The following is a 15219-nucleotide window of genomic DNA, read 5'->3' on the forward strand; positions in this document are numbered from 1 at the left end:
AGATGGCTGTCATCCATTCCCCGCTCGCAGATCGATATCTGGGGAGGGTGACTTCGGTTCCAGAGGCATCGGCACGCACCTGGACCCCATGGATGGTGATCTCCACGCCATCGAGCATGAGCGTTACATCGGCCAATGCCAATAGCTTGCCCGCATTATTGACCGGCGTGATCTTGCCAGCGGTGATGATGGCGGTGGTCGTGGATTTCATGGCAACCGCTATGACGAATGGTTCCGTTCACCCCGGACGCAGATCGTCCAGGAACTCCGACGCAGGCTCGACGCCGGTGACCAACAAGTGATCCCTGGCCCGAGTGCAGGCGACATAGAGCAGATGCCGCTCAGTGTTATAGACCTCCTCCAGGTCAGAATCGTCGGCCACATTTTCGATCCGGTCCTGAAGGGGGACGATTTCATCGTCGCAGGCCATGACCGCCACAGCCCTAAACTCCAGCCCCTTGGCAATGTGCATGGTGGAGATCGAGACCTTCCCTGCGGCAGTTTCCACCTTGTCGGTCAATTCCATAGCCTCGACACCGGCGGCCTTCACCGCCGCTCTGGCCCGTCGTAATTGGGCCTCCGACCGAACGAACACACCGATCTCATCGGGCACGATGCCGTCTTCGATCAGGTCCATGATCCAGGATGAAACGGCAGTGGTTTCGTCGTCGGTGTCGTCGAAGGTTTCGATCTGCGGTGGCGGCCCGTTGAACAACGAGATCGTGGCCTTTCGGCTTTCTGCGTTGCCATCCACATCGGCGATGGACGACGGCAACAGCCGGTCGGCTTGGCTTCTGATCTGGTGGGACGTGCGGTAGTTGATCTTAAGAGTATGGGACCGGCCCCGTACATCGACGCCCAGTGACTTCCACGAAAAGGGCTGCTGGAAGATGCGTTGACCGAGATCGCCGGTGAAGCAAAGCCCATCCCTCCGACCGACGGCAAGAGCGGCCAGGAACCGCATTTCCGGCACGGCGACATCCTGGGCCTCATCCACCACGACGAAATCGAACGGCGATGTCGCGGCATCCAGATTGGCAGTCACTCGACCAAACACGTCGGCCCAGGTCACCGACTTTCGTTCGGCCAAGTCGGCACGAACGCGGGCAAAGATCGACCACAACGATTCCCGCTGCTTCCCGCCGATCCGCATCTTGCGGCCCAACCGGGCTACATCGCGGTAATCCTCCCAGGTGTGAAGTTGCCAAGCATCGACAACCTCGGACCATTCGCCGAGCAGGAACTTGGGCGAAAACCGCACGCTGTCATCGGCCTTGGCCGCCTGCTCCAACAGCGTTTGGATCATGCTGGTCGGTGCGATGTTGGGTTGGCCGAATGCCTTGGCATAGAGGTCGTAGCCAATGCCAGTGACGGACTGGACGGTGATCCGGCCAGCCAGATCGGCATCGGCCCCGATCAACCGGCCCAGCTTCACCTTCAGGGCATTCGCCAGTGATTTAGAGAATGTGGTCAGCAGCACCCGTGCCTGCGGATTGCGTCGAGCCACGAACACCGCACGGTGCAAGGCCACGATGGTCTTGCCGGTGCCTGCCGAACCGGAAATCCGAACCGGCCCGCTGAAATCGCGTTCGACCAATTGCCGCTGGGTGGGGTGGAGGAACACCGTCCACTTTTCCCAGGGATAGTCCAAAGCCAGGGCCAGTTCCTCGACATTCTCCAGCACCCGAAAACGGCGTTGAGCATCGGGGTGGTCGAAGGGATCGACATCATCGTTGGCGGTGGTAGCGGTTCGCAAAACACCGGTCGAAACATAATCGAGAAGGAACTCGACCGCTTCAGCGGGAAGATGGTCGGCCAGATCAAAGATGCTGGCCTCGGTGGCGTTGTGGACGGCTTCGGCCCAATCCGGCGGAACGCCGACCCCCACGATGTCGTCGATGGACAGGTTGAGAAACAGAGGCGGCAGGTATTTCTCCTGCGGCACATCCTCTGTCTCGTAGACCGGCTCCCGCACTCGGGTCGAGGCATATTCCTGAACCCGTTCCCGCACTTCGACCAATTGGGCCGCCCCGGTGGTGGGGTGCCGTTCGATCTTGCGTTTCTCGGCCCAGGCATAGGCGTCGTCATGATGAGCGACGTAGCACAACAACAGGCTGGACGCGGTGCGATGAACGATCAGACGGATATCGGCATTCACCCGCACCGACCAAAAATTGGGGTCTTTGGCCCGGTCGAGCTTGTGAAAGCTCAACCCCGGTGCGGTCGGATCGAGTTGCAGGTCAAAGGCCGTGGTCTTGACCGCCTTCTGCTCCTGGCCGGTGAGCTTGGTCAGGCTGGCGGTGAAGGTGTCCGAGATGCGGAAGTCCATTGGCCTATTTCCTACGCAGACTCGGGAGCGGATGCGACCGTAGCCCCAACCAGTTGCTCATGCCAAACGATGTCTATGTAGGCAATCGCGTAGGTCAGTGGGGTGCCGAAGCCTTCGTGAAACCGATCCAAGCAGTGCCCGAGCAGGGGCAGCAGGTGATCCGGGTGGATTTCACCGGGTTGCAGTGTCATCGCCGCCTTGATCAATCGTTCGCATTGCTCGGTCGTCTCGGGCAATCCCAGCGTCATGTCGATTAGTTTGGAGCGTTCCGGCTCTGCCGCCGCCGCTGTGATTTGTCGGGACATGGATGGGCGGCTCCGATCTCGAACTCGACGAATTACCGCTCCCAGGTGGCTTCGCTTACTGTTTGGACCTTCAGAAAGCAGCTTGATCGCACCCGCTTCATCGATTCTCGCCTGCCGCATGAAGAAGTAGATCGGCAGCCACAGTTTGGCGGAATGGGCAAGGTGCCCGGCGTAGAGACGAGGATTTTCAACGGTGGCTTGGTCCACAAATTCGCGAAGCAGGTCACCATCGGTCAGGCGTTCCTTTCGCACGATGACCTTGGCGTCGTGAACGCCGGTCACCGAAATGGTTTCCAGATCACCGACCAGACGCAGGGCGGGAGCACCTTCCCTCTCGGAGAAATGCCCCTCCGCCACAAACTTCAATTTGGGGATCAGCTTCTCATCGATCAGGAACTTGCCCGAATGCCCCGATACCTCACCGGTGATGGTATCGAGGATCGCCACATTCTCGACCCCGGCAGCTTCCACCCGCCGCAAGACATCCGCCCATTGATGCTCGGTGCCACGGGACCGCTCGTCCAGAATACCGACCAATTCCGCGTATTTTATTCGCCGCGTCTCACCGGGATATCGGTAGTAGATATCGGCTTCACGCAGCACGTCCCGTTCGTCACGGATGCAAATGATCGGTTTATGGGCCGCAGGCCGAACATAGATGATGCCAACCGTCTTGCCCGAGATCACCATTTCGGTCTTTTCACAGACCGGCACCGGCGAAAAGTGGGCGGAAAGATGCTGGTTCAGTTTGGCGGGGTCATAGCCTGTCAGTTTCCCAGAATGGATGCCCGTGATGGCTTTGTCGCCATCTCGGACGCCGAACAGAAGAAATCCGCCGCGAGCATTGGCAAAGCTGACGATGACACGGGCATAATCCGCCAACTGCTTGAAATGAAGACTTTCCTTGCACTCGACCCTATCTGTTTCTTCGATGTGGAGGATATCTGTCGTTCCATCCTTGAGCCTGAAGAGGGTGCGAAGATTGACGGGATGAAGCGGATTTTCCTCAAAGAACCTCTGGCGGGCTTCCCCTGGCGAACGAAAGGTGCGGAGGTATACCGCGACCTGTCCCGGCGTTGCGGCTTCGACATCCGAATGGCTTTCGCCTTTTTCGATTTCAGCCAATCGAAAAGGATTCACAGTGCGGTCGGGGCGAGTGAAATAGGAGACGATCTGATCTTTGGTCATCCCGCCAGCGGCCAGCATCGCCTTGATCAGTGCGGCTTCCCATGCCTCGATATTTCGGATGCCTTTTGCCATATCCCACTACCGCCCTCGGCGGGAACTGGATGCCAGCGGGCTGAATCGAGACGGAGGAACAGAGTCTGCGTCCAGTCCCTCATCGCCAATACCAACCCGATAAATTGGGATGTCTTGAGTTTCACAAATTAGCTGTAGAGCGTCGAATAAAGCAGGGTTCATGCGGTGCCCTGCGATAACCCTCTTCACCGGGATGTCCAGGCTGTAATATTCATCATGGGAAAGAATCCTTATTTCTTTCTCATATGCCCATTCATCGTATTTGGAAAACAACACATCCTTTGCAGCATCAAGCGGCTTCATGTTTCCGTCACAATTGACATATGCAAATACGCCCCTGTATTTCACCTCCTGAACACGCGGATCATGGTCTGGAAGTTCTACTTCAATGGCGACTCCATTAAATCCGTCTGCATAATGTGCCCAGAGCAGATGGCAGTCAAATGTCGCCGACAGAGAGCAAACCTTAAGCTTGCCCTTCTCATTCCTAATTTTACCTAAGAACTTATCATATGCCTTGCGGCTTTCTTTCGATGTTCCAAACGCAAAAATACCCTCAAGAGGGTCATTAAGATTTCTCCAATCCGCACAATAAAGGCGTCTATTCAGAATAATGTCGAATATCTTGTCAGTTGATGATGCAGAGCGAAACTTGTATGCACGCATTTCCCACCCCACAGAACAGTCATTACTATGTTATGGCCGTATCACACCGTGATCAGGGAGAGCCTTGAACGCCACTTCAAAGGTCGCCCCCCCCCTAAAACCAGCCATCTGATTCGGCCAAGCGGGTGCCGAGCATGTATAGCCCGCTGTGGACATCGAGCAGATTCCAGTCGCTCTTTCCCCGCAGAATCTCCACGAACAAGGCGTTGTTCTCGTAAATGGCTCCCGGTTCGAACGCCTGATCGTCCAGTTCACTGCCCGCTGGTTTCGTGGACAGCACATGCGTCTGGTGGAGAATGGAGAGACCGTTATAGATCGGGCCTCCTGGCGGCAGCATCACGATGGGCGTAACCAGCTTATCGGCTAGAACCTTGTTGGAGAACAAGGCCACCATGAACATGGCGGTGGCATTCCAGCTTCCGATGTATTTGGGGCGGTCTTTCCCGAGGATTCGCCCAAGCCACCGTTCCTGGACGCGTCGATATTTTTCCAGATCGTCTGGCAATTGCTCAGGCAGCACCACGCTGTCGAACATCTTGTTTCCGCCAGCCAAGCTCTGCTCGATAGGCTCTGGCCCCCGTTCGTAATGGAAAGTTCGGGCGAACTTCAGGTCGGCGGCGTTCCAGTTTTCCAACAGGTTGATCGCGGCACCCACGAATTCAGGCTCAAACTTGGCAAGCCGCCCCCAGCACAGGCCAACGGCGAAGCAGACATGCCAAGGGTTCCTGTCGGAAAATGCGGCCAGCATGGAGCCAATTTCCTTGTGGGCGAAGGTATTCAAAGACGCCCCAGCCCACCCCAAAATCTCCTGCACCTTTGTTCTTGCAGGTCCGCCTTTCGTGCCCCCGCCGAGTTTGCAAAGCTCTTGGAAGCGACGTTGTGTTTCGTTCAAAGGTTTGGGAATCGCCATGCTGAAAATCACCCCACGCTGAACACCTTCATCACCTCGTCGCCGAGGTGATTGATGACCTTGACCGCGATCCGGCCTGATTTCGGTTTGTCGAAGGGCCGGGAGATGTCGCTGTTCAGGCTTTCCCAAGCCTCGCGGTCGATCTCGGCCTTCAGGGTGGTTTTCAACGCCTTGTAGGGATCATTGGCCCCCAAGAAATAGGCGTGGCGGACGAAGAAGCTTTCTTCGTTGTAGTCGGTGTCGATGAACCAGACAGCGATGGTGTCGGGGCCACCGGATTCGATTTCGCCAGTGGAGGGGTGGAAGATGTCCACGCCGTTGATCTTGACCTGCACCTCGTCGTCATCGGTGTTGATGATGTCGATGTCGGGTTCGCCGAACACCACGAACAGGTTGCCAGCCCCGGTGCTTTTGAGTTCGCTGCCCATGTGCAGGTCGGGGTTCATGCGGGCCTTCAGGATGCGGATGGCCCCCAGCTTGTCGAACTCGGCGGAATGGGCATCAAAGTTGAAGGCACAGGCGATCAGGACATCGAACCCGGCATCACCGGCTTCGCGGGCCGCCGTGACCAGATCGAGGCGGGAGATGGTGCCAAACTCGGGACCGATAAAGATACCGGCGGAACGGTCCTTGTCGCCTTCCATGAACATGCCCTTGGCACAAATGAACTTGCCCGGCCAGCCGGTCAGAGCGGTAAAGGCGATGCGATCTTCCTTGTGGGCCTGCTGAACACCGGCGGATTTGAGGTTGTCCAACACCATCTGGGCAAAGTCATCGGTGTCCCGGCCTTCTGCGATCCGCTTGCCTTCAGCGGCATCGAGAATGTCCACCAGTTCGTCGTCCTGATCGACGGCCAGGACACGGTGCGGCGACAGACTTTCGACGGTGAAGGGACCGGCAACGCGAACCTTTGCCTTGTCCTCATAGGGTTTGTCGTAGAGGTATTCGGATTCGGCCCTGGCGGCGATGGAGGCATCAATTTCCTTCTGCCGCTTGATACGAGCCTCCCACCATTGGGCCTGGAGTTTCTTGGCAGCATCGGACCAGCCCTTGTCCGCCTCACGGGGGATTTCCCATTCCTGCCACGTCATGCCCAACGCCGCATTCAATTGGGTGCGAAGCGGTTCCAAAGCCTCCTGGGCCTTGTCCCAGATCACATCGATCTCTGAATTGTTGGCAATGTTGCTGAGCATGATGTGCGGCACCCGCTCATAGACGAACCCGTGGCGGATATCACCATGGGTCGGCGTATCCTTTGCCGGGGTGCGGGTAACTTCGCCCTCTCTGATCTGGCCGGGCCGCGAATCGGCCAGAAGATAATAGGGATAGCGTGCCCCCATGATACGGGCACGGGCCAGAGCCAAGGAAACACGGGAGGTATCGATGGTGATCCAGCGGCGACCCCATTGCTCTGCGACATAGGCGGTGGTGCCGGAGCCGCAGGTTGGGTCCAGAACGAGGTCACCAGGGTCAGATGCCATCAGAATGCAGCGTTCAATAACCTTCGTATTCGTCTGAACTACGTAAACTTTGCTTTCTGTAAAGCTCCCTGTCCCCGTATCCGTCCAAATATTGTTAATGGACACAACGGGGTAATCATCTATAAGACGGACGTAACGCAGAACACCTCCGGATGTCTCATAAAGCCTGTCTGATTTTGATAGACGCTCTATTCCAACACGCTCGGTCTTGAATGTTCCCTTGCCTGGGCGGAATGCTTTCCCCTTCCATAGAAACTCCTTTAGATCACCATCTCCCAATGGACGCTGGCTGGTTATATTGTCCGGAAAGAAAATCTGTCCCTTTCCAGATTCAAGTTCTTCTTTTGAACCCCGCCACATCCGCCCATCTTCTGTTCGCAGATATGAATAATAATCAAAGTTTCCTCGCTCTGATTTGAGTCTTAAAATCTGCCTATATTTTGCAAGGCTCTTATTCTTGTAATACCATATGACGTAATCACCCGCCGCCGACAGTCCGATTGTTCCAAGGCTTGTTGTGCTTTGAAATGCAATTACGGATGCAAAGTTTTCATCCCCAAAAACCTCATCCATCAACGCTCGGACACGGTGGACATTCTCGTCGCCGATCTGCACGAAGATGGAGCCACTATCAGCCAGCAGATCACGGGCAACAGTCAGGCGATCTCGCAGATAGGACAGATAGGTGTGGATGCCGTCCCGCCATGTGTCGCGGAAGGCTCGGACCTGCTCCGGTTCGCGGGTGATGTGGTCCTTGTTGCCGTCCTTCACATCGCGGCTGGTGGTGGACCACTGGAAATTGGAATTGAACTTGATGCCGTAGGGTGGGTCGAAATAGATGCATTGCACCTGCCCCCGTAGCCCTTCGCGTTCGGCCAGACTCGCCATGACCGAGAGCGAATCGCCCAGGATCATGCGGTTGGTCCAGTTGGCATTGTGCTGATAGAACTCGGTCGCAGCCTCCTTGTCGGGCAGGCCATTGAAGTCGGAAAATAGGTCGAACGCTGTCCCGACCGCTTCCTTGGCCCGTGCCTTGGAGTCCCGCTTCAGGTCGTCGATCAGAACCTTGGGATGGACCTTTTCCTGGATATAGAGGGGCGGTGCCTGAACGATCAGGTCCGACCAGTCGGCCTCATCCTTGCCACGCCAGACCAGTTGCGGATCGAGATCGCGATTGCGGCGGTCATAGGCGACCTGGATGGGGGACTTCATGTCGTCGTCCACCACCGACTGCAATTCGGCGGTGGGGATGTTGATCCGCTTCGCGTCCTTGTGGGTCAACGTCTCGATGCCGATTTCCTTAGCCATAATTCCCGCCCTATTTCACATTGACCGAATGGACGGCGTGTTTGACGCCCAATCGCTTTGCTAACGCCTGGAGGTCGCTATCCAATTCAGTTTCCGTAACCAGGAAGACCTGAATGTTTGGCGATTCTCGACCATCCTGGGCAGCCAGCACCGCCCTATATTTCACGCATTGATAAACGCCCCGTTGCAGGTCGAACCAGTTTGAGTCTTTCGACTTCACTTCAATGCCAACGGTCGCATTGGGGGCGAAATAGACGACATCCACACGGTCCCCGGAGTAGAGGGAAACCTCGGTTTCAGCCCGGACATCCTTGAGCCGGGGGCAAACAATGTGGGGATTGCTTTGCACCCAAAGACGCAAAGCCTTGTGGTTCTTCCCTTCGCCACCCCCACCGAAAACAGTCCCATCAGCTTCCGCCCCCTTAGAGTCGGGGGTGTCTCGCGTCAATTTCTGGCTATAGATGGCGTCGTAAACGGCCTCCCAATCGGGATAGGCATAAACCTCATCTGCGGCTTGATCGAAATGCCGTCGCCATAGGTCGGGATGTTTTTTTCGGGCACCCTTCTTTCCAAGTTTTTTCACATCGAAGCGAGTGGCAAGGAAGGAACCAGCCCCATCACCGGGCATCCCATCTTCTTTTCTCACCAGCAGGACATTGAGCAATGGTGCCGTGGGGAACTTTGCTGCGATTTGTTCCATTGCCATTCCAGCCGGATGGCCCATTCGCGTCGGGAAGATTTTCGTGAAGCCGAACTCCTCCTCCAGACGAACTTTCGCTTCGCCATAGGTGATCGTGCGGCGATTCAAGGCGGCAGAAATTAGCCACCGGGTGATGGGTTCAACGGCGAACTTGGAGAAATTGGCATTCGTCGGTGAAATCGGCGTTTTGGTCATCGACTAATCCCCTATGCCGCTTTTTCCGCGACGAATGACGCGATCAATTCGTTGAACTTGGCCTCGATCTCGAAGACCTCGGTGAACTCGGCAAAGGCCCACCGTCCGAACTTGCCCAGGTTGTTGACCCCCGGCACCCAGTAAGAATGCATGGTGTTGGCCTTGTCCTTGGCATCCTCGCGGCGATAGCCCTTGATCTCGACGATCAGGTTGAGCGGATCGGCCTGACCGTCGTTCACCTGGACGATGAAGTCGGGCAGGTATTTCCGGGGTGTCGAGCCGAACAGGTAGGGCACTTCGAGGCCAAGGTTGTGGTTCTTCACATAGGCCCGGACCAAGGGATGCTTTTCGGCCACGCGGCAAAACTCAGCTTCCCAATCGCTGTCGCAGACGACCCAGTTGACGTGGCAGCGATCCGCATCGGTCTTCCACCGCAAATCCTTAGACGTGGTGAAGTTGACCAGGGCGGTGGAGCCGGTGGGGTTATAGGCGTCCAGGATGGCCTTGACCGGGTGTTCCCCGACCAGCGACATGGTGATGGCCGCCTTAATCCGTTCGGCGGCCATGTCGGCGATGACCTGATAGCACAATTGGGCGGGGAAGGTGCCGCCGGTGCAGCGAAGATAGCCGCCATCCAGCCATTGCCGGGTGATCCGCTTCAACTGACCGAACAGGTGCAGTTTTGGCTCGTCACCGGGGTCGCGGTATTTGGAATAGAGCAGATGCTTCGCCAGATGAAACAGGATGGTGGACTGACGCATATCGTTCAGGTGATCGATGGTCAGATCGACATCCTTGCCGATGATGCCCTGGTTGGTGGTCGTGGTGGGGCCAACCAGTTCCGGCGTTAGTTCCAGCACTGAATCCGGGGTGAAGTTGGCAACCAACCGTTCATCGGGTAGCTCGACGCGATAGCCCTCGACACGCGGGAAGGTGATTTCCAGGGCGTCCCGATCCGGTCGCACCGCCTGGACCCGAATGGTTTCGCGTGGCTTGGCCGGTGGAGCGACCACGGGTTTGGCATTGAAGTCGAAGGGAACCCCCAGAACATCGGCATACTCGACATTGAACAGGCCGGTTTCCTCGTTCAATTCGTAATTCTGACGACGCAGGGCACGACCGATGACCTGTTCGCACAGAAGCTGGGTGCCGAAGGCCCGGACGCCCAGAACATGGGTGACGGTGTTGGTGTCCCAGCCTTCGGTCAGCATGGAGACCGAGACAACGCAGCGGACCTGTTCGCCCAGTTTCCCCTTCTTGCCGACCGTGTTCATGACCTCGCGGAGCAAGTCCTGGTCGGTGATGTTTTCGGCCCGCTTGATATCGCCGGTTCGCTCCACGATGTCGCGGCGGAAGCGTTCGATTTCATCGGATGCGAACTCGCGGAAATCCTTGTCCAGGGCATCGCCGGATTCCAACTGCTCGCTGTCGATCAGCAGGGTGCGTGGGGTGGTCAGCCGATTGCCGTGGTCATCGAAATTGCGGAACAGGGCAAGGTGACCGTTCTGAAGGGACGACTCACCCTCTTGTTCCCCTGGACGATGGAACCCCGCGATGAAGTCGTAGACCAGCTTCGAGGTGGCGGTGTTGTTGCACACCACGATGAACACCGGCGGCACTTCGATGCCTTCCTCGGCCCACAGATCGTAGGTCTTTTCATAGTGGCCGTAGAGGGCATAGAGGGCGGTCTGAAGTTCGGCGGGAAGACTGAGCGGATCGAGAAATTTGCCGCCGCCGCGACCGGCCTTGGGCATCTTTTTGCCGATGTGTTCCCACAGATTTCTGAACACCAGGGTGTCGCCGGGGGCGTTCTGGGCCACGGGCACGCGGGGCAATTTGACGATGCCGCACTCAATCGCGTCCATCAGCGAGAAATCGCTCACCGTCCAGGGGAACAGGGTGCCTTCGGCATAGCCCGACCCCCGCAGAAAGAACGGCGTGGCCGACAGATCGAAAATGGCCCGCAGGCCCAGTTTCCGCTTCACCATTTCCAGGCCGGAAATCCACATGCGGGCTGCCTCGTTGTTCTTCTTGGCCTCGTCCTTGTCCTCGCCCTTCAGGTCATCCAGGTCGTCGTTTAGCGGCTTTTCCCGGTAACAGTGGTGGGCTTCGTCGTTCAACACCACGATGTTCTTCATGCCCATCAACTCGGGCATCACCCGTTGGATCATCTGGCCTTCGGTTTCCACCGTGTTCAGGTCCGGCCCCCGGCCCTTGAGCAATGACCGCCCAACTTTGGACACGTCCAGGCGTTCCCGCAGCTTGAATGCGTGGTAGTTGGTGATGACGATCTTGGCCCGCTCGATGTCACCCAGCATGTCGGATGGCACGATCTCGCGGTGCTTGTAATAGCTCTCCGGGTCATTGGGCAGCAGCACCCGCAACCGATCACGGATGGTGATGCCAGGGGCAACCAGCAGGAAGCCGCGTGAAAAGGTCTTGGTGTTGGGGTGGCGGACGGAATTGACCGTTTGCCACGCGATCAGCATCGCCATGACCGTGGTCTTGCCCGCCCCCGTCGCCAGCTTCAGGGCCAGTCGCAGCAGTTCGGGATTAGCCTGTTCGTTGGCCCCCTTGATATGGTCCCAGAACCGCTCACCCTTCTTGCCCAGTTTGGGGGCGACCTCGGTCAACCAAATGGCGGTCTCAACCGCCTCGATTTGGCAGAAAAAGGGGCGGACACCGTGGAACTTGTGATGTCGCCAATGCTGGAGCAGGCGGGCAGTTTCCGGCGTCACCAACCAATCGTTCGGATTGGACAAGGCCCGCCAGGATTCAACATGCTGCCTGATCTCATTGATGATCGGGGTCGGGTTGTATTCCTGATCGGCGGTGGATAGGCCATCGCCGCTATCGAACACGAACCCGGCCTGATCCTTGGACTTTTTCCGCTTCTTCGGCTTCGGAACCGGCGTGATCAGATCAGACCGGCGGCGTGACTCGATGACCTTGTTGGTCGGTTGGCCGTCCGCGTCGAGTTCCCAGTGCTGGCTTGGATATTCGTAGGGCGAATTGAGAATCGGTCGATCAAAAAACGCCTCGCTCATGCCGCCCACCCCGCAATCACCCAGATCAAACATTAGCTGCGGGATGATGGCATTCAGCACGCAGCCTCGCAAGGCAAAGGAGTGCTGATATCGGCATGTTCGATTACCAGGAATTGCACGGAAACATGATGGAGGCACGCCGGATGGACTGAATGTCGCGGGCTGCTTTCGCAGGTTTTTTGAGCGGAATTGATAAATAGAAATGGTGAAGCAATTTACGGAGGTGCCGCTATGGCGTTTGATTTAAAAAGAATGATGATTGATCTCGAAAGAATCGAGGCGATTCGTAAGAAGCGTGAAAAACTTTATGCCCGGCTCCCATACTCAAAACAATTTCGGATCAAGGTCGAAGGCGTGGCTGCGTTTCTCCAGGAGCATGCAGTCACCGATGGCAAGAGCTTTGGACTCGTCGTCGATGGTCAGGTCGTCGAGAATGATGATCACATGCTGGGACTGCTTGGTGACCAGGGCGAAATCACCATCGAGTTCCGCTCTGTTGATCTGGAACCCGGCGGGGCCGACGAAGAGGTATGTCGGTGGCTGGAGCATGTTGAACGGCATGGCGGGTGATCATGGATGCGATCCACACCCACGCAGATCATCCCTGGCTCCCAGAACGCGACATCGAAGTGAGATTGGCCGAACTGGCTGCTCGATATCCCGCATCAATCCTGCTGGAGTTGGACAATGAGGGGCGGGCTTACCTCGAAACCGCTCTGGAAGGTCACCAGGGTGACATTCTTTGGACGGACAACGGCGGCGGCGAACTGACCAAAATGCATTGGGAAGTCGTGCTGGATCACATTGGATTCGCCGAGATCATCTTGTGGTTCGATGTGCCAGAGGACGCCGGATTGGTCCGGGCCGCTTGTGCCGATGTCGAAAGAATGAAATCAAACTGATTTTCGGAAGTCAGGTTCATCTAACATTTTAAAATGAAATGACGCACGATGGGGTCGATAACACAACACATGCACGGTGTGCTTGCTGTGTTAATGTAATATTATTTGCATGTGCCTGCATTGACCAAACAATATCCAGCTTCTACCTTCATTCATGCGACGCAACGAATGCATTTTAGAATGCAGTTACTGCATAACAGCATCGCTTGTGAATGGAGATATACTATGAGCAACAACGCAGACAAGAAGGTTTTTGATTATCGCCGGTTCCGTGAGGCAAAAAGGGCGAGGAAGGAAGCAGCCAAAAAGCAACTGAAAGCTGGCCGGACACCGCACCCCGGTTCCAACGATCCTGACGATGTTTTGTTCGATAATCTTGCTAAACATCCTGATGCCGTAGCTTTGCAAATTCGCTATAGCCACGCGATGCTGAATGGGGCGTTCCTTCCTAAAGACATCCCGACGTTGATTCGGCAGATTGATACAGTGAAAACTATTGTTGGAGACAATTGCAGGGCGAGTGCGAAAGATTTTATTCGGGACAGCATTAAGAAAAATAAGCATCTTAATCTGCATACGGCGAAGATGATTATGTCAACGGCTCTTTATCTTGTCTCTGAAATGGTTGGAATTGATAAGCTTAGGCCGGGCTTTGGGGTGGTAATCGAAATTACAGACCTGGATTCACATCGCTATAATTTCAGAACCATGATGTTTGACCACATATCCAGTGGTGAAGATGAGACTGCGAATGCAGCATCAACATCTTGTGAAGATGGTCACACGAAATCTCCGCATGATCGCCAGGGGCATTGGCGGCACTACCAGAACGGGCGAAAGGTCTGGGTTCGGTCCTGCCGCATCCATGGCGGTGCGGATGCTCACGAAAAGACCGCATAGGGGCGTGGCCCGCGAGCTTGCCAGATTTCCCAATGCCTTTGATTGTCGTCGCTCCACCTGCGACAGAAATAGCCTCTGTTGCAGGTGGAGCGGCAATATAAAAATAAACATAACATAACACTATGACCGTGCCATCCGCCTGTTTATATAACTACAATTGCATTTTCGTAGATTGACCGCACAGTATTGGCAAATTATATTCACTAACGAGACATGGCGAAATCACAGCTTACGCCAAACATAACACTTAGGTTCCTCACTGCTTGCGAATGTTATTGTCTCCTGCGGGCAATTTGGAGATTTTTAAAATGGCAGAAAACAGTAAGATCAAATGGACGGAGAACACCTTCAACCCATGGATTGGGTGCTCTCATGCGTCTCCAGGTTGTTGGAACTGCTATGCGGAAAGCATGAACAAAATGTGGGGCTGGAACCGCAATGGCTGGGGCGAAGCCGCAGGTAGAACCAAGACCAAGGATTGGTCTAAACCCCGCAGGTGGGAGCGTAAGGCGAAGTCAGAAGGGACACCAATCATGGTTTTCCCATCTCTGTGCGATATTTTCGACTCTCACCCGAGCATTAAGCCGGAGTGGCGGGATGAGTTCTGGAATGTCGTCCGCTGGACGCCAAATCTCATCTGGCAAATTCTGACAAAACGCCCCGAGAATTTTGCGAACCTGCTCCCCCCCGATTGGGGCAAGGGCTATCCCAATGTTTGGCTTGGGGTGACCGCTGAAAACCAGCAGACGGCGGAACGTAGAATCCCATTGTTGTTGGCTACCCCCGCCGCCGTCCATTGGGTGTCCATCGAGCCGCTGGTTTCCGCCATTGAGGTTGACTTGGCCGGGATCGATTGGGTGGTGGTGGGGGGAGAAAGCGGTCGTAAAGCCCGGCAGATGAACCCAGACTGGGTTCGTAGCCTGCAAAGCCGCTGCATGGCAACGGACATTCCCTTCTTCTTCAAACAGTGGGGAGAGTTTGATCAGAGCGGAACTCGCGTTGGCACCAAATCGTCCGGCGACCTGCTAGATGGCACGACTTTCCACGCATTCCCAGCTTGCTACACATCTGCATTGGTTGCCCATAATCAGCCTAAGCTGGGTGCTGAGGACAAGGATGAAGAACCTAATCCGAAGCCTCCGACTGGTGATGGCAAGCCCAGCAAAGACCCCAAAAGGGTGGCTGCCGCCCACCGAGCATGGGCGACCATGCGGGC

Annotated in this window: 12 protein-coding genes; 4 read left to right on the top strand and 8 right to left on the bottom strand. The window is 56.0% G+C overall.

Annotated features, from left to right (window positions below):
• From H261_RS20535 to H261_RS20570, 8 genes are all read right to left on the bottom strand, one after another.
• Window positions 1–211 (bottom strand): hypothetical protein (locus H261_RS20535; protein ID WP_008621458.1); only part of this gene is annotated, 211 nt, incomplete at its 3' end.
• Window positions 212–238: 27 nt separating this feature from the next.
• Complete coding sequence (locus H261_RS20540; protein ID WP_008621474.1) at window positions 239–2329, bottom strand: 3'-5' exonuclease; 2091 nt, start codon at window positions 2327–2329, stop codon at window positions 239–241.
• 11 nt (window positions 2330–2340) lie between these two features.
• Complete coding sequence (locus H261_RS24120; protein WP_008621475.1) at window positions 2341–3894, bottom strand: AlbA family DNA-binding domain-containing protein; 1554 nt, start codon at window positions 3892–3894, stop codon at window positions 2341–2343.
• A gap of 6 nt (window positions 3895–3900) precedes the next feature.
• On the bottom strand, window positions 3901–4560 hold the full coding sequence (locus H261_RS24125) for a DUF2971 domain-containing protein (protein ID WP_008621476.1): 660 nt from the start codon (window positions 4558–4560) through the stop codon (window positions 3901–3903).
• 94 nt (window positions 4561–4654) lie between these two features.
• Window positions 4655–5470, bottom strand: a complete 816-nt coding sequence (locus tag H261_RS20555; RefSeq protein ID WP_040477049.1) for a hypothetical protein — start codon at window positions 5468–5470, stop codon at window positions 4655–4657.
• 8 nt (window positions 5471–5478) lie between these two features.
• Window positions 5479–8259, bottom strand: a complete 2781-nt coding sequence (locus H261_RS20560; protein ID WP_040477052.1) for a site-specific DNA-methyltransferase — start codon at window positions 8257–8259, stop codon at window positions 5479–5481.
• Between the two features lie 10 nt (window positions 8260–8269).
• The gene (locus H261_RS20565) at window positions 8270–9154 is read right to left on the bottom strand and encodes a hypothetical protein (protein ID WP_008621481.1); all 885 of its coding nucleotides are present in this window, start codon (window positions 9152–9154) and stop codon (window positions 8270–8272) included.
• Window positions 9155–9165: 11 nt separating this feature from the next.
• Window positions 9166–12201 (bottom strand): BPTD_3080 family restriction endonuclease, encoded by a 3036-nt coding sequence (locus tag H261_RS20570; protein WP_008621483.1) that lies wholly within the window; start codon window positions 12199–12201, stop codon window positions 9166–9168.
• 231 nt (window positions 12202–12432) lie between these two features.
• Between H261_RS20570 and H261_RS25040 the strand changes: the two genes are divergently transcribed.
• From H261_RS25040 to H261_RS24130, 4 genes are all read left to right on the top strand, one after another.
• Window positions 12433–12771, top strand: a complete 339-nt coding sequence (locus tag H261_RS25040; protein WP_152427013.1) for a hypothetical protein — start codon at window positions 12433–12435, stop codon at window positions 12769–12771.
• Window positions 12772–12773: 2 nt separating this feature from the next.
• Window positions 12774–13103 (top strand): hypothetical protein, encoded by a 330-nt coding sequence (locus H261_RS20580; RefSeq protein ID WP_152427014.1) that lies wholly within the window; start codon window positions 12774–12776, stop codon window positions 13101–13103.
• A gap of 225 nt (window positions 13104–13328) precedes the next feature.
• On the top strand, window positions 13329–14003 hold the full coding sequence (locus H261_RS25045) for a hypothetical protein (RefSeq protein WP_152427015.1): 675 nt from the start codon (window positions 13329–13331) through the stop codon (window positions 14001–14003).
• Between the two features lie 308 nt (window positions 14004–14311).
• The coding region (locus tag H261_RS24130) for a DUF5131 family protein (protein WP_081609019.1) at window positions 14312–15219 on the top strand (908 nt) is incomplete at its 3' end.

This window comes from Paramagnetospirillum caucaseum (genome assembly GCF_000342045.1).
Lineage (GTDB): Bacteria > Pseudomonadota > Alphaproteobacteria > Rhodospirillales > Magnetospirillaceae > Phaeospirillum > Phaeospirillum caucaseum.